The sequence below is a fragment of the Streptomyces sp. NPDC003032 genome, from assembly GCF_053591415.1.
This window is the reverse complement of the sequence record NZ_JBSFTT010000025.1, coordinates 78,315-93,188: the sequence shown is the minus strand read 5'-3', so window position 1 is coordinate 93,188 and position 14,874 is coordinate 78,315. Positions and strand designations below refer to the sequence as shown.

Annotated in this window: 13 protein-coding genes; 9 read left to right on the top strand and 4 right to left on the bottom strand. The window is 66.0% G+C overall.

Features of this window, described 5'->3' with window-relative positions:
* Positions 1-5: 5 nt before the first annotated feature.
* The gene (locus ACWDZ7_RS29940) at positions 6-1,196 is read left to right on the top strand and encodes a cytochrome P450 family protein (RefSeq protein ID WP_451801248.1); all 1,191 of its coding nucleotides are present in this window, start codon (positions 6-8) and stop codon (positions 1,194-1,196) included.
* 45 nt (positions 1,197-1,241) lie between these two features.
* Here the strand turns inward: ACWDZ7_RS29940 and ACWDZ7_RS29935 are convergent, their stop codons facing one another.
* Together ACWDZ7_RS29935 and ACWDZ7_RS29930 are read right to left on the bottom strand one after the other, a co-directional pair.
* Positions 1,242-2,006: a hypothetical protein gene (locus ACWDZ7_RS29935; RefSeq protein WP_451801247.1), complete on the bottom strand. Its 765-nt coding sequence runs from the start codon at positions 2,004-2,006 to the stop codon at positions 1,242-1,244.
* Complete coding sequence (locus ACWDZ7_RS29930; protein WP_451801245.1) at positions 2,007-2,405, bottom strand: hypothetical protein; 399 nt, start codon at positions 2,403-2,405, stop codon at positions 2,007-2,009.
* An 869-nt stretch (positions 2,406-3,274) separates the two neighbouring features.
* Here ACWDZ7_RS29930 and ACWDZ7_RS29925 point away from each other — a divergent pair.
* The gene (locus ACWDZ7_RS29925; protein WP_451801244.1) at positions 3,275-5,188 is read left to right on the top strand and encodes a helix-turn-helix domain-containing protein; all 1,914 of its coding nucleotides are present in this window, start codon (positions 3,275-3,277) and stop codon (positions 5,186-5,188) included.
* 35 nt (positions 5,189-5,223) lie between these two features.
* Here the strand turns inward: ACWDZ7_RS29925 and ACWDZ7_RS29920 are convergent, their stop codons facing one another.
* Entirely contained in the window at positions 5,224-5,646 is a 423-nt protein-coding gene (locus ACWDZ7_RS29920; protein ID WP_451801341.1) for a hypothetical protein, read from the bottom strand.
* Between the two features lie 1,487 nt (positions 5,647-7,133).
* Between ACWDZ7_RS29920 and ACWDZ7_RS29915 the strand changes: the two genes are divergently transcribed.
* The 3 genes from ACWDZ7_RS29915 (at position 7,134) to ACWDZ7_RS29905 (ending at position 8,557) form a co-directional block, all read left to right on the top strand.
* A complete protein-coding gene (locus ACWDZ7_RS29915; RefSeq protein ID WP_451801242.1) occupies positions 7,134-7,652 on the top strand; it encodes a hypothetical protein in 519 nt (172 codons plus the stop codon).
* A gap of 273 nt (positions 7,653-7,925) precedes the next feature.
* A complete protein-coding gene (locus ACWDZ7_RS29910) occupies positions 7,926-8,219 on the top strand; it encodes a hypothetical protein (RefSeq protein ID WP_451801240.1) in 294 nt (97 codons plus the stop codon).
* On the top strand, positions 8,216-8,557 hold the full coding sequence (locus ACWDZ7_RS29905; protein ID WP_451801238.1) for a hypothetical protein: 342 nt from the start codon (positions 8,216-8,218) through the stop codon (positions 8,555-8,557). Before ACWDZ7_RS29910 ends, ACWDZ7_RS29905 begins: the two co-directional genes overlap by 4 nt.
* Here the strand turns inward: ACWDZ7_RS29905 and ACWDZ7_RS29900 are convergent.
* Positions 8,521-9,036, bottom strand: a complete 516-nt coding sequence (locus tag ACWDZ7_RS29900) for a LysM peptidoglycan-binding domain-containing protein (protein WP_451801237.1) — start codon at positions 9,034-9,036, stop codon at positions 8,521-8,523. The genes ACWDZ7_RS29905 and ACWDZ7_RS29900 overlap by 37 nt on opposite strands.
* 220 nt (positions 9,037-9,256) lie before the next feature.
* Here ACWDZ7_RS29900 and ACWDZ7_RS29895 point away from each other — a divergent pair, with 220 nt between their 5' ends.
* The 4 genes from ACWDZ7_RS29895 to ACWDZ7_RS29880 all read left to right on the top strand — a co-directional run bounded on the left by ACWDZ7_RS29895 (position 9,257) and on the right by ACWDZ7_RS29880 (position 14,731).
* Positions 9,257-10,207, top strand: a complete 951-nt coding sequence (locus tag ACWDZ7_RS29895) for a hypothetical protein (RefSeq protein WP_451801235.1) — start codon at positions 9,257-9,259, stop codon at positions 10,205-10,207.
* A gap of 94 nt (positions 10,208-10,301) precedes the next feature.
* Positions 10,302-11,360: a hypothetical protein gene (locus ACWDZ7_RS29890; RefSeq protein ID WP_451801234.1), complete on the top strand. Its 1,059-nt coding sequence runs from the start codon at positions 10,302-10,304 to the stop codon at positions 11,358-11,360.
* A 333-nt stretch (positions 11,361-11,693) separates the two neighbouring features.
* On the top strand, positions 11,694-12,935 hold the full coding sequence (locus tag ACWDZ7_RS29885; protein WP_451801233.1) for an AAA family ATPase: 1,242 nt from the start codon (positions 11,694-11,696) through the stop codon (positions 12,933-12,935).
* Between the two features lie 110 nt (positions 12,936-13,045).
* Positions 13,046-14,731, top strand: coding sequence for a hypothetical protein (locus ACWDZ7_RS29880; RefSeq protein ID WP_451801232.1), 1,686 nt, complete (start codon positions 13,046-13,048; stop codon positions 14,729-14,731).
* The last annotated feature ends 143 nt before the right edge of the window (positions 14,732-14,874 follow it).

Here is a 14,874-nt window from a genome sequence, read left to right as displayed (position 1 = left end):
GACGCATGGATGTTGCCGAGGATTTGATGACCCGCCCATACGACGTCTACCAGAGGCTGCGGACTTCCTCTCCGGTGCACCGGATCACAGGAACGGATGGGCAACCTGCGTGGCTCGTCACCCGGTTCGACGACGTTCGCGCCGCCCTTGCCGATCCGCTCCTGTCGTTGGACAAGACGCATGCCCGCGAGGGTAGTTATCGCGGGCTGTCCCTGCCGCCGGCTCTGGACGCCAATCTCCTGAACATGGATCCTCCTGACCACACGCGCCTGCGTCGCCTGGTCGGACGGGCGTTTACCCAGCGTCGGGTCGAGCAGCTGCGCGCCCCGATCCGGGCCACCGCCGATCAGCTCCTGGACGCCTTCGGCGAGCATGGCACCACAGACTTGATCGCTTCGTACGCGGCCCCGCTGCCGATCACCGTGATCTGCGATCTCCTTGGCATCCCGGGCAGCTACCGGAGGGACTTCCGTGCCTGGACGAACGCGCTGATCGCCCCTGATCCGGACCGTCCCCAGGCCGCAAAGGAGGCCATCGCTGCCATGCTGGGCTTCTTCACGGAGCTCATGGCCCACAAGCGGCGCGAGCCGGCCGACGACCTCCTCACCGACTTGATCGCTGTGCGGGACACGGAGGGCGACCGGCTCGCCGAGGACGAGCTGATGTCCTTGGCCTTCCTCATCCTCTTCGCCGGCTACGAGAACACTGTCCAGCTGATTGGCAACGCGATCCTGGCCCTGTTGCAGTATCCGGACCAGATGGTGCTGCTGAGGCAGGACCCGTCCCGGATTACCGCCGCCGTCGAGGAGTTCGCCCGGTTCGAGGGCCCGGCCCTGCTTGCCATCCGCCGCTTCCCGATCCGGGACATGACGATCGGCGGCGTCCGGATTCCGGCGGGCGAGACGGTACTGCTGTCCTTGTCCGCCGCCAACCGCGACCCGGACCGCTTCCCAGACCCGGACCGCCTGGACCTCAGCCGCGACGCAACTGGCCACCTGGCGCTCGGCCACGGCATCCACTACTGCCTGGGCGCACCCCTGGCACGAGCCGAAACCGAGATCGCCCTGGCCGCGCTCCTGGAGCGGTTCGAGGACCTCGAACTAACCGGGAAGGAACCTCGGTGGCGGCCTTCGCTGCGCGCCCGCTCACTACTCGAGCTGCCGGTGCGCTACGCAGGCACCCAGGCCTCGTCCTGACCAGGGCACTGGCCGGAGACTAGCCGCCCTCACCGAGGCGGGCGGCTAGTCTCCGGCCAGTGCCTTCTTGTCGCGAAGGCGCTCACGCAAGGCGCCGATCATGGGGAGCGTCAGGCCGCCGAAGAGGAACAGCACCGCCAGTCCGCTTAGCGTGGGGCTGACGACCTCCTCGGCTTTCAGCGGCCAGGGATTGTCGAGGGTGTAGAAGATGATGTACGAGCCCTTGGAGAACGCGTACGCCAGGCCGAGGGCCGCGGACACGGAGGACAAGGCGAAGCCGACGCCACTCCACGGTCTGATGCCCCAGTTACGGCGTGCGGTCCTGCCGCACATGAATGCGAGTTCAGCGCAGGTGACCAGGACGTAGGAGAGGTAGATCAGCAGGTAGGCGGCGACCTTCGGGTCGTCGACGTACTCGGTTGTGAACTCGACATCGGGTCGGTTCGTCGCCAGGAAGAGCGGCACCAGGATTATCAGTTCCACCGCGGCGGCGAAGCCGCGCTGGAACATCGCGGCTTTCAGATACTCGGGCCGGTAGGCCAGATCCACCATCGTGATCTGGAGGAAGGCGCACCACAGGACCGCGCAAATGTGAGCCACCAGCTTGCCGACGTTGTGCACGCCCATGATGTCCTGCAACGCATCGGCCACCGCGGGGACGGCGCACAGGACGCCCAGTGTGCACACCCCAAAGGCGAGGGCGATCGCCCAGGTGGAGACGCGGGGATTGCCCACAGCCCTCCGCGTGCAGAGCACCGTGACCACCAATCCGGCTACGGTGCACGTCCCGAAGACTATGCCGTCGACCACTTACAGCCCCTCCAGTGAATCGGCCGCATACCGTGCGGCGTCGTCCATACTCCGGCGCCGTTGGCGCCTGCCCGGCGCTTGGGCCGTCTCGTCAGGCACCGGCTCCAGGCCGAGATCATCGCGGCGGCGTTCCAGGTCCGCGATGACGTTCTGCACCTCGTCAGGAGGAATGCCGTTCAGCAGTGCCAGTACATGGCGCAGCAGAGGATCCTCGAAGGCCTCCAGGGCCTTGAGATCGCCGTAGCTGTCGTGCGGCAGAAGGTGCGCGGGTGGAACACCGCCCAGAGCTTCGCACAGCGCCAGGATGGTTCCCACGGTCGGGTTGTCCTGGGCTCCCTTGGCCAGCTTGGCGATGGCAGCGTGGGACACCGACGTGTGATCGCCGGGCAGTGCGTACACGGCAGCAGACAAGGTGCGCGACGAGTACGCGCGGCCCTTGGCATCCCGACGGGAGGCCATCAGTGCGCTGAGCCTCTCCGCCAGTGGACGGCGGTTGCGCCTCAGCACAGGCAGGAGTTGCCGGACAGGGCCCGGGAGCTGTCCGGCTGAAGACTGCACACCACCACGTATCGATCTTCCGCTCAGTCGGGACTGGGTTCGTTGCTGTGTACTTTAGTTGACATGCTCGGGGGCGCAAGGCAGGATCACCTTGAAACTCTGTGAAGTGGATTGATTACTGACCATGACGTCCGCAGTGCGGGAATGATCTTCCGGGCGCTGGGTCCCCAGTGGCCCGAAGAGCTGGCGCGACGGCGGGGATACGGCGTTGGTTTTGCCGAACTGCGGCTCGTGCTTGCAGATTGGCGCTGCACCGGCAGGGGGGGAATAGGCGATGGAGCTGGCATCCAACAGCAGTGACCGCGCTGGTCAGAGTGCGCGCGGCGGAGTGCCGACCATGCCGGCCGCCCTTCTTGACCGCCGCCGCTCTCGGTCTAGAAGGGCGGCCGACGGGGGAGGGCTGCCGGGTCGTCCTCGCCGTCGCGTGGCGCCTCGCCGGATATGCGCGCTCCGTGCCGGAAGGGGACTCTCGACCGGGATCCTCGCCCGCACGGCGGCACTCCAGACACGGCGCCGCTTCAAGAGGACGGCTGCTCTACACCCCCGGCTTCCCCCTCCTCCGCGGACGGGTGTGTCAGGGTGTGACTCCATGGTCGGCAGCGCGGGTTGACGGGAGTGGAGCCATAAGGCCGTGATCGCCGTGCGCCCATGCCGGCCAGACGGTGTCAGGAGTGCTACACGACCTCGTCCCAACTCCCGAGGAGCACGTCATGCCGCCCCTGGGCTCACTGCCCACTGACAAGCCTGAACTCGAACTGACATTCGTTGAAGACGGTTCCCGGCGTGCCCAGACCACGGAAATCAACGGCGTGGTGACGATGACGCCGGAACAACTGCTGGAAGACGGAGTCCCGTCGACTCTGCCCGATGGCTCGCTCGTCCTGATAACTGGCGCGTCACCCTTCCGCCTCCGCGGCCGCATCGCCCCGGTGCTCGAGCTGTTGCTCCAGCGGATGAGCCAGGACGGCAGTGCTGGCCTGGCCGTCACTGCCCCTCCAGGGGCGCGTCAGCCGTTCCCCCCGGCCGTCGTGGACCGGGCCGCCCGGCTGGGCATCGCCCTGCTGATCACGTCCGCGCCTGCCGAGCGCTGGGAAGGCATGCATGAGGAGATTCAGCAGGCCCGCCTGATGTTCGCCGAGCGCCGCGCTGCACAACTCAGCTCACTCGTAAAAGAGTTGCCAGCTCAGCTGGCCGATGCACGGGCCATGCAGCGCATCGCGGACTGGCTCGCCCGGGTTCTGGACTGTCAGGTTTTGGTAAGTGAGCCGGAGCGCGTCCTCGCCGCCTCACCGGCCACCGCCGCCGAGCAACTGGCCCAGGCCATCATCCGCCAGTCCGTCGACGGCATTCTCCCCGAGGCGCTTTCCGGACCCCACACCCAGCTCATCTCGCTGGCCCCGGCCTCGGTAGCGGAGACCGTTCTCGCGGTGGCCCGCAGAACCCCATTCGACGAGGCCGACCTCCTGTTGCTCCGGCACGCGGCCAAGCTCCTGGGACTCGTGGACCAGGCGCACCGCGAGTACCGGGCAGCCTCGGGCGCCTCCCACGCGGCGCGCAGCGCGGCGTTCGAACTGCTGCTGGACAGCGAGATCGAAAAGGCCCGGCGCGTCATGGCCAATCTGGCGCCCGGGCTTCTGGAACCCAAGACCGCCCGCGTCTTCGTTGTGGAGACCCCTCAAACACGCCGGGACCTGGCTGCGCGCAGCTTCAGCTCATCCGTCGGACAGCAGGCCCTCGTCGTGCCCGACCCGAGGGACGACCGGCGGATAATCATCGTGCATCCGATCCGCTCCGACGGCGACACCGGAACGGAGGTTTCCGCCGAACTTACCCGGCTGCTGGGTGCCCTGGAACCCCCCTCCTCCCTGGGCGGCAGCGGCGTCTACTCCATGACGCTGCTCGCCGACGCGCTCAACGAGGCCATCAACGCGCAGAAGTTCGCCGCCTCCCAGCCGGGCTCTGTGGCCCTGTCCGTGCGCGGTTCCGACCTCGTCAGTCTCCTGCCACAGGTAGAAGCCCAGCAGTGGGCCCGCCGACTGCTGAACCCGCTGATGCGCGACGAGACACAGTGGGAGTCCATGCGGGAGACGCTTCCGGCCGCCCTCGCCTACCCGTACACGGTGGCCGCCCGCCGACTGCGCCTGCACCGCAACACCGTCATGCGCCGCGCCTCACGGGCTGCCGAGCTTCTGCGCATGGACTTCGCCTCCATCAGTGACCGTATCGTCGTCGCCCTGGCCATGGAACTGGTCACGCAACGTGAGGTTTCCGCTTCGCCGCTGCTGACAGGTGCGCAACCGCCGTCCTTAGCATGGCTGTTGGGCACTCCCCAAGTGCGCGCCTGGGCACAGACCCTGGTCCGGCCGGTCCAGGCAGACAGACGCGACCTGGTGTCCACGGCACTCGCCTGGCTCACGTTCGACACCCATGCCGAGCCCGCAGCCCGCGCGCTCGGCCTCTCCGAGGTCACGGTCCGTTCCCACCTGCGCGCCCTGGAAGGTCACATGCAGCGCGATCTGGCCACCCTCGCCGGCGTACGCGATCTTCAGTTCTCATTGCACGTCGTCACGGGCCAGCCTGATCTGCACTCAAATCGTCCGGGCTTGTCCGTGGTCGCCGGCTGACCGTCGCCGCCAGCGCCCGGCGCGGGCCCCGGTCTTCATCTCCCTCTCCCCTCCGGCCTGCGGACCTCGAAGGGCGGCACGTCTTCGACGGCCATGTCCGCTCGCACTCGCACGAACCGGACAGGGTGGCGCAGACGGCCGCGAGTATCCCGGGAGATATCCGCGCTGACCTCCACGACCGTCTCCGCGACGACCAGCAACACCTTCAGCTTCTCCGGCAATCCCCAACCGGCGGAGAAAGACCGTCCGGCCCACGGGTGATCGCTCTGCACCGGGCGCAAGAAGCCGCCCGCGGTGCGAGCCTGGGCGGCCGCTTCCGAGGGGTCTTCTACGACTGCCTGTGCGGACGGCGCGACGCGTTGTTCGAGCTCACTGACGCGGTGCTGTGCACCGACGGTCCGGTGAAGACCCTGGCTTGGGCTCTGCTCGGTGCGGGGTGAGACGGGCGTTGTGCTCATGTGTCCGCCTTCCTGATCATGAGGCTGACTTCGCGGAGCTGGCTGACGATCTGGGACCGGTGGTTCGGTGCCAGCTTGCGGGTGTCCAGCATTCTCATGAGCGAGGAGCGTTCAGCTCCCCAGATCGGCAGATGCTCAGGGCCGAGAACGCTGTTGCTGCACCGGGTCGGCTGGCAGCGGTCGATCAGAGGGCCTCGGTGTATACGGCTCCGAAGAACCCGACATCGCCTCTAACGGGGCCACTGCTCACGAAGCTACGGCAGCCTTAGGTGAGACATATTTAAGTGTCTGGAGAACCGTCCCACTTCGGTTCGGTAAACCAGTTCAAGGAAAGTGCAAACGTCTCGACGGGCGTCGCCAGCATCGGCTCGGCGGGAAGGTCGATCACATCGGAGGGCTATCACAAACACCTTGTCGGACCAAGGAGGACACGAGGAAACCGCTCGTCAGGAGGGGGTAAACTCGCCCTCCCGACATCACAAAGAATCACCAGCAGAATGTCGTTTTGTCGCTCAACTAGTCGGTCGGGGGGTGGTGTTGCGAATGAGGCGCAAAGTTCGCCAAGTGCATTATGGGCCGCGTGCGGACCCGAGACGTGTGCACCCCCGACACGAGCATCATGAGGAAGGTGCACTTCCGCGCTGGCACACGGCAGACTGGTGCAATGTCAACAGGTGTCAATGGTCAGTTTGTGCACCGGCGAAATGGCATCGCCCTCAGCATATGCCTAGCGTTGCCGATGCGAGCCCCGGGCGAGTGAGGCACAAGCCGAACTCGCCCGCGGGCGAGCCGAACGGGCCAGCGGCGAGCTGGCCCGGTGAGCGGCAACGAACGCGCCGCATGCACCAGGAAGCGGGCACCAGAGGGTGGCTCCAACCACCGTCCCGGCACCCGATCTCGCCGGAGCAAAACCAGACTCTTGCCAGGGCCTGTGCATAACGACTCTCAACAGAGTCGCCACCAGCAGATCTGAGGAACCACTGGGGCCTTCCACCGGCCTGTTCGAGCACGTCGGCGGTGCTCAGAATAGACAAGGGCGCGGCGTGAGAACTGCGCGGCCGCTGGACTTTCATGAGAGAAGGTCCCCCGAGAAAGACGGGGCGAACTGCATGACCTCCAAGCACGCGACGGACCAGCCGGCACCGCGCATCACAGTGACGGCTCACCGCCGATGCCCCTGGGTCCAGCCGGACCGTACGAAGGACCTCGGCGCAGCCGGGCTGAGCGGCTAGCACCCGACCACGCCCGACTCGCGTCCGATCCGGTCGCGGATTTACCAGATCCATGGCCGGCCCTTCCGCCCGGAGAAGATCTGCTTCCCCCGAGTGAGCGACGGGCAGCAAGGGCGAAGCATGCTCCCAACAGCTGCTCCTGCCGCGCCGCAGTGAAGAACGACTGAGGCTCACTGCTTCGAGGCGTGTGTCGTAGCCAATACGCCCCCCTGGCATCGCAAACCTCCCGGATCTCGCATATGAAGGAGCACACCGATGATCCACCCCCACCCAGAAGCGTCCAACTCTGACGAGTTCAAAGGCTTCAACGAAGCCCGGCGCATCATGTGGTGCCATGACGCTCGTGCTCGCGTGTACGAGCGGTTCGAGCAGACGAGCTTCATCGGTGACACGAACGTTGCAGCGGTCCACGTCGACAACACCACCAGGGCAGACCGTGTGTTCCTCGTGGCATTCGACAAGGCCGGCCAGCAGGTTGGTATCGACACGCTCTACATCGACGAGCCGAATCAACGCCTCGACATCGCGCCCGAGTTCGACCACGCCTTCACCGGCATGGACGTCGTGCCGGACTCTCAGCTTGACCAGGCCATCTCCCGGGAGAACGGCTGGGTCGTCAACCTGAAGTTACTTCGCGAGTACGACTCTTTAGCCGATCGCCGGGCCACGCAGCGCGCGGTGTTCCTGGCGCATCTACAGGACATGATGAAGAACGGTGACGTCCGCGGATTCCTGTTTGGCCGGGGTGAGTCCGACGGCACTGATGCGGCGTGAGGGACCATGACCTCGCACCTCAGATGACCCCGCCGACAGCCTGGACGGCGGGCTTTTCTGGTCTCTGACGCTGTTTCAGTGCTGCATTTTGGCAAGAAGGGAGGGGATCAGCACAGCTGATCCGGGCGTCGAACCCGGGCCGAGTGCCTTGCGGGGAGACATACCGTGGACCGGCTCACGCCGGTCCCGGGTGACGCCTCGCGGTGAGCCATACGCGGTTCGTCTTCGGCACCTTCGACGTCCCGGATCAGCAACCATGAGCAAACGCTGAGCATGAAGGACCTAACGGTCAAGTTCCACAGCAGCCGCGCCGGCGTCTACCGCGGCGAGACCACGATCTGGCAGGCCCCTGAGGGAAGTCTCTACCGCGTCGCCCATCGTCTGGACCCGGCCGAGTTCGAGATCGCGACCCTCGTCCCCACCGGGCGGATCACGCTTCTGACCCTGCACAAAGAAGCAGACGGCGTCGCCGACCAGGATGAAGCGATGAACCGCTGGCTGGACATCCAGGACCTTCCCCCAACCTCGAGCGGCGACTGGGTGGCAGAGCACAGGACCGAAGCATGACCGCCTCCGCCGATTCCGGGCTCCCGCTGGACGACGTCCTCGATCTGAGCACAGCGCTCGATCTCGTCGATGCGAAGATCGAGCTGCTCATTGAGTACAAGCTTGAATACCCGCAGGGCTACACGCCGGATGGCATCTGGTCCATGAGGGACGAGTTCGAGCAGCTGCGCCAGCTGCACACGCGACTGATGGACCTGCGGGCCCGCAGTAGCAGAGTCCTCTGCCTGAAAAGACGACGATGCCCTGGCCGCTTCACCGCGATCAGGGCATCGAATCAGGCTCGGTACCCGGCGCCGGGTCGTCACACCGGTGGGATGAGCAGCGAGGTCCACGCGTAGATGAGATCCGGATTCTGGATCTTGTTCGTCTCGACCGGGATGCCGATCGACACCCCCGTTGTCCCTGAGATCGCGGTGAGTGTATCGCCTGCCTTGATGGTGTAGGGCTTCGCCTTCGGCGCGGCCTTCGCCTCGACCAGTGCACCTGATCCGTTGTCCTTGTCGCCCCGATCCGGCGTCGGATCCTGACTCGCCCCGTTCTCGTCCTGCTTCCCCGTGCCGCCCTCGCTCGGCTGCTGGGCGCTGCCGCCTCCGGCGTTCTTCTCGCCGGAATTCCCCGGTGCCCCGACCGGGGCGTGATTGCCCTGCAGCGCCTGGATGAGGCCGCCGTCGGACATCGCGAGCTGCGTCAGGCCCCATCCAGCGAAGAGCGCCGTTCCGCCCACCATGACGCTGGCGGCGATGACGGGTCCGTTGCCGAAGCCCGTCGGGCCGGCGTGGCTCCCCGCAGATGCTCTCGTCTGCGCCGACGGCTTCAACGCTGTCCCCACTGGCCTCTGACTCGTAGCCGTCATCCCTGTTACAACCCCTCTGCGAATGACACGCACAACCATTCGGGCCCTACATCGACATTCTACTCATAGCCGAACAGAAGTTGATATGATAAGAGATCGGATGGCAGTCCGAACCCTGTCTGATAGCCCCCCAATGGACCCCTGAACCACCGACCGCCAGACCGAACGAAGGAACCGCACCACCATGACCAACTACTCCATCTCCGCCAGCCAGATCACCGAGGGCAAGAACGTGTTCATCCGCGGGAAGCTCGGCTTCGCCGTACTCGCCCGCCTCATCGAGGGCGCGGAGCTCGCCGCCAGCGACGAGCGCAAGACGAAGAACGGCATGAACCCCGTAGGCAAGCCGCACACCACCGCGACGATCATTCACGCCGAGGTCCAGTTCGCCGATCCGAACATCCCCACCCTCGAAGAGCAGTTCGTCTCCGAGCGCCGCTACGACTCCCCGAAGCGGCCCGAAACCGGATCCAACTACTCCATCGACTCCAAGGGCAGCACTCTGCCGGTCATCGCGATCCCTTCTCCGAAAGGCGACGGCACCTACGACCAGGACGAGTCCGGCCGGGAGCTCGCGCAGGGCCTCGACGTCACGCTCGTGCTGCGCACCTACAAGCCGAAGAACTTCAGCAACCGCGGCCTGGCCCTCGAACAGGTGATCGTCCACGAGGCGCCGCGCTACTACACTGCTGGCGGCATCGACCAGGCTGAGCTGGCTGCGCGTGGCATCGTGCTTAACGGCACGCCGCGCCCCGTTCAGGCCACTCCTGCCAGTGCTGCCCCTGCCGCCGTTGTCCCGGTGGCGACCGAAGCGGAGGGCGGCCTGTCCTTCCCGGCCCCGCAGCCGGCGTCCGCACCTGTGGCCGTGGCCGCGCAGGATCCGGTTCAGGCTCAGGACCCGGCGACCGCCGTGGCTGTGCCCGTAGCTGCTGCTCCTGTTCCGGTTGCTGTTCCGGCCACAGCTCCCGCTCCGGCTCCTGCCCAGCAGGAGACCCTGGAGGAGAAGCTCGCGCGCCTGGAGGCCGAGAACGCCTCCCTCAAGGACAACGGTTCGCCCGTGGGCGCGCCGGTGGCCACCGGCCCCTGGAACGGCTCCGGCCAGGCTCAGCAGGCGGGGATCACCTACCAGGGCTGATCCCCGCCGATCATCGATGAGACCCCCGTACTCGCATCTGTGAGTACGGGGGTCCTGTCTTTCTCTTCCCCTCCTGACGCCTCCGATCGAAAGCGTGCGTCCCACGATGACTCCAGCCGACCCCCATGCCTGGTTCCCGCAGTTCTACGGCAACCCCGCGATCCGCACCCTCGCCAGTGCCTGTCGATGGACCATCTCCGGACAGATCGGGGAAGAGACCCCTGACGATCCCACCAAGCCGCCGAAGCGCAAGGCCCCGATCGACGTACGGCACCTGATCGCCGGCTGCACCTCCAGCTGTCAGCACGCCGGCCCACTACGCGGAGCCTTCGCCCTGGACGAGACCTGTCTGCTCACTCTCGACGAACTCACCGCGGCGATACCGAAGGCCGCGAACACCGCCTTCTACCTCCAAGCCCAGACTGACGGGCTGCTCGTCCTCGACATCGAGGCCGACTGCCCATCAGGTGTGGCCACAGACCTACTGCGGCTGCCGGACATCCTCTACTCGGAGCTGTCGATGTCCGGTCAGGGCTTCCATCTCGTCATGCCGCTGCCGAAGAACTTCCACGACTTCCCCGTGGCCGCCGGCAAGCGCGTCCTGCGTGAGGAACACGGCTGGTACGAGCTGCTCCTGGACCACTGGTCGACCTTCACCCGCCAGCTGGTGCCCGATCGCATCGTCGCTCATGTCAACGCAGCAACTAGCGCGCCGGCCTTCGCCTCCATCGAGGACCTCTACGCGCAGCTGGCCGTGAACGCCAGCGAGAGCTCCGGTGCTTCAGCATCAGCTGTCGACACCGCCGAGGACATGCCCGACATCCCGTACTCGCAGGCGATCGTCGAGCAGACCCTGGCCAGTGCACACCATCAGCTCCGGGATCCCGGCGACTTCAACCACGACATGTCCCGCTGGGAGTTCTCGGTTCTCGCGTCGCTCTACGGCTGGATGCGGACGCAACTGCGCGCCTACAGCGCCCTCGGCGTCGGGTACTCGATGGGCGATACCGCGTGGTTGCTCTACAAGGCGGCGCTGGACGTCATCCCTGCGCGCCCCAAGCACAGCGAGCGGCGCAACGGCCGGCCCTTCCTCCTCGACCGGGCGGCTGCGCTCGTGGCCGACCGCGAGGCCCGTTCCTCGTCGACCAACTGACTGACGCTCTGTTCCTGTTCCTGCTGCTGCTTCTGCTCCTGGTTCATCTGCTGCCTCTGGCAGCGGGTGGGGTGGGTGACGGGTGCTGCGGCGGGGCCGAGCACAGGTCGGGGACAGGGCTGGATCGCGCGGAGCGCGATCGGGTGGCGATGTGCAGCGGGGCTCCATCGCCACCAATGGCCGGAGTGCAGGCCGCCAGGCTCCGACGGCGCGGCCCGCGCCACAGGACGTTCACGGCCTATGCAGCCTCGGCGACGCCGAGAGCGGCAGCGCCGTCCTCCGACATCTCTTCTCTTTCTCTCTTCCTCGCCCGCGCACAGAAAAGACATCCATATGAAGTTCAATGACACTCTGACGACCCTCATCAAGCAGTCCCTTGAGGTCGGCGCGACGCCCGCTCTCATGGGCGAATCCGGCATCGGCAAGTCCAGCTTCGTCGAGGACCTGGCCTACGCCATGGGCACGCAGGCTTTCACGCTGCCGTGCAACCAGCTCGCCGACAAGGCCGACCTCACCGGTGCACGTCTGGTGCTGTACACCAAGGGCGACGGCACGCAGAGCTACAAGCAGGTCTTCTACCCGCACCAGGTGATCCAGGAGTGCATCGACTACGCCGAGAAGAACCCGCGTGAGTGGCCGATCCTCTTCCTCGACGAGATCAACCGCACCACCTCCGACGTCACCTCCGGCGCGCTGACCCTGGTCACGCTGCGACGCATGGGGTACGTCGAGCTGCCCAAGAACGTCCGCATCGTCGTGGCCGGCAACGACAGGGGCAACGTCACCTCGCTCGATGAGGCAAGCCTGTCCCGCTTCGCGATCTTCCACGTCGAGCCCGACGCCGCCACCCTCATGTCCGTCCTCGGCGACAACATGAACCCCTGGGTGAAGACGGTGCTCACGCAATACCCCGGGCTCATCTTCCAGAAGTCGACGCCCGAGGCCATCGTCGTCGACGGCCAGGACGACGACGACAACGGCAACGTCACGATGGCCGATCTGTTCGACGGTGGCGAGGAGATGAACCAACTCACCACGCCGCGCACCATTGACAACCTGTCGAAGTGGCTCAACGCGGCCGACCCGCAGCAGCTGGCGCAGTACCTGGCCACCCCGATCCAGATCGGCGACCGCGAGACCTCGCTGCTGAACGAGGCAATCGAGGCCTACGTCGGAGACACCATGTTCACCACGCAGCTCGTGGCCACCATCTCCCAGGACCTGGCGAACAACGCCGGCGGCGTGCAGCAGAACCGGGTGAACGTCCCGAAGCCGAACTGCTACCAGAGTCTTAAGGCCGCAGCGACCATGACCGACATGGCCGCGGTCATCGCGACGCTGACCGACAACGAGAAGTCCGGGTCGCTGTTGTACGCACTCAAGGAGAGTAAGGACAACGCGCGCCTCATCGAGCAGCTGGCCCAGGCCATCACCCAGATCGAGCCGGAGCACACCCGCACCCTCATCGAGATGGTGACCAGCCAGCAGATCGACCGCCAGAACCTCGAGGCCTTCATGGAGATCGACGCTCCGATCGTCAACCAGGCCAAGCCGGTCCTCTCGGCCTTCCTCTGATCGCTCGCTCAATGGTGGTGGGGACTGCGGCGGGCTGCCGTCCTTGCTGCAACTCCCCACCGTCGGCGGCGCTCTGCCGCAGCCTTGTCCTCAGAAGGAGACCACGACCCATGACGATCACCGTCACGAACCAGAAGCCGGCCGTACTCGACGCACTGCACATCATCTCGTGCACCGGTGATTACGACCCGATGCCGGCGATCCATCAGACCCTCATCGACCCGCTGCTGGAGCCGTTGAACCCCAACGCCCCGGCGAGCATCACCGACGCCCAGGGCGCTGATCTGACGGGGGGCATCCCGGATCTGGTCCTGAGCTGCCTCGGCGACACGCTGAACGTGGCCAGCGAGCAGACCGTCAAGGAGCTGCTCGGGCAGACCCTGATCAACTTCGACCAGGGCACACCGCTGCCGGTCGCCGAGCTCTTCGCCGTCCAGGCCGGACAGCAGAACAAGATGCCCGCACCCTCACCGCGGGTGCTCTACACCGCGCAGGCTGATGTCCTCCCGGCCGCGAAGGCTCTGCTGGCGGGGACCGGCGACGAGAGCGCCTTCTTCGCCTCGATCGCCTACACCTTCCACCCCGACACCCTCGGGTTCTGGTTCCAGTCCTCCGCGTCCTTCGACGACTTCAAGATCTGGCTGTCCCAGCAGACACAGACGATGGCCAGTGCGTTGCCGCCGGCCACCACCAAGCTGCTCAACGACTTCACGGCCCTGTCATTGAAGGGGCTCACCGAGTCGCTGCTGGTACGCAAGGACGACTCTGACGCCAACGATGAGCACTCCTTCGCCCGCGTGCTCGTGCACATGCTCATGAACTACGCCGAGCAGCAGCGGGCCCACGCCGGCCAGCAGAACACCGCCCTGGACACCGGCGTCCTGCCGTTCACGGTCGGGGAGCTGTTCTGCCCGCGCTCCCTCGTCCTGGTCAACGTCGAGGCCCATGCCCGGGCCACCGCGGCGAAGATCACGGGGGAGTGGAACCTCATCAACCAGTCGCTGACTTCGCCGGTGAAGGTCGTCTCGAACACGTCGCTGTCCAAGCTCACGTCGCTGCCCCGGGCAGCCGCCCGGGCCGCCGCCCTGGGAGCCACGCAGCAACCGGGCCAGCCTGGCAGCCGCAGCGCCCAGGTGGCCTTCCGCAAGCAGCCGCCGAGCAAGCTCGACCTGCTCAAGGACATCACCCGTGTGCTGCGCCGGATGGGCAAGGTCAACAAGTCACAGAACATCTTCCGCACGACGAAGGCGACCTTCCTCAAGGCCAACCGCCGGAACCCGGACGACTTCAACAAGCCCGGCCGGATCACCTCGGTGCAGTACATGCCCGACCTGCACATCTACATCGACACCTCCGGTTCGATCTCCGAGGAGAACTACCAGGAGGCGGTCATGATGCTCATCCGAATCGCCAAGAAGCTCAACATCAACCTGTACTTCAACTCGTTCAGCCACTTCCTGTCCCAGGAGGTGATGCTGCGCACGGAGAACAAGTCGACGGCTCAGATCTGGAAGGAGTTCCGCAGGATCCCTAAGGTGTCGGGCGGAACGGAGTACACGCAGATCTGGCGGTACATCAACGCCAGCCGCGTGCGCCAGCGCAGGCTCTCGCTCGTGGTCACCGACTTCGACTGGCTGCCGCCGTCCACGCGCCAGGACCACCCGAAGAACCTGTACTACGCACCGTGCTCCGCCATGGACTGGTCGTCCATGGTTGACCTGGCCAAACGCTACGCCGACTCGATGCAGCACATCGATCCGAGCATCCGGCAGAGGCTCCTCGGCATGGTCGTCTGACCCTGCTGCCCCCAAGGGTCGCCAAGAGCGGTGCCGTGCAACCAACTCCCCTGGCCGACACCGCTCTTGGTGACCCCTGGCTTCTTCTCCCGCCCGTCCATATCCATGCTCGGAGCCCGTGACGCATCCACCCAGCGCGCCAT

Excerpts from the sequence above, each read along its gene's own strand:
- ACWDZ7_RS29885 (WP_451801233.1), top strand. The coding sequence starts at position 11,694 with ATGAAGTTCAATGACACTCTGACGACCCTCATCAAGCAGTCCCTTGAG.
- ACWDZ7_RS29915 (WP_451801242.1), top strand. The coding sequence starts at position 7,134 with ATGATCCACCCCCACCCAGAAGCGTCCAACTCTGACGAGTTCAAAGGC.
- ACWDZ7_RS29940 (WP_451801248.1), top strand. The coding sequence starts at position 6 with ATGGATGTTGCCGAGGATTTGATGACCCGCCCATACGACGTCTACCAG.
- ACWDZ7_RS29925 (WP_451801244.1), top strand. The coding sequence starts at position 3,275 with ATGCCGCCCCTGGGCTCACTGCCCACTGACAAGCCTGAACTCGAACTG.
- ACWDZ7_RS29895 (WP_451801235.1), top strand. The coding sequence starts at position 9,257 with ATGACCAACTACTCCATCTCCGCCAGCCAGATCACCGAGGGCAAGAAC.
- ACWDZ7_RS29910 (WP_451801240.1), top strand. The coding sequence starts at position 7,926 with ATGAAGGACCTAACGGTCAAGTTCCACAGCAGCCGCGCCGGCGTCTAC.
- ACWDZ7_RS29880 (WP_451801232.1), top strand. The coding sequence starts at position 13,046 with ATGACGATCACCGTCACGAACCAGAAGCCGGCCGTACTCGACGCACTG.
- ACWDZ7_RS29920 (WP_451801341.1), bottom strand. The coding sequence starts at position 5,646 with ATGAGCACAACGCCCGTCTCACCCCGCACCGAGCAGAGCCCAAGCCAG.
- ACWDZ7_RS29905 (WP_451801238.1), top strand. The coding sequence starts at position 8,216 with ATGACCGCCTCCGCCGATTCCGGGCTCCCGCTGGACGACGTCCTCGAT.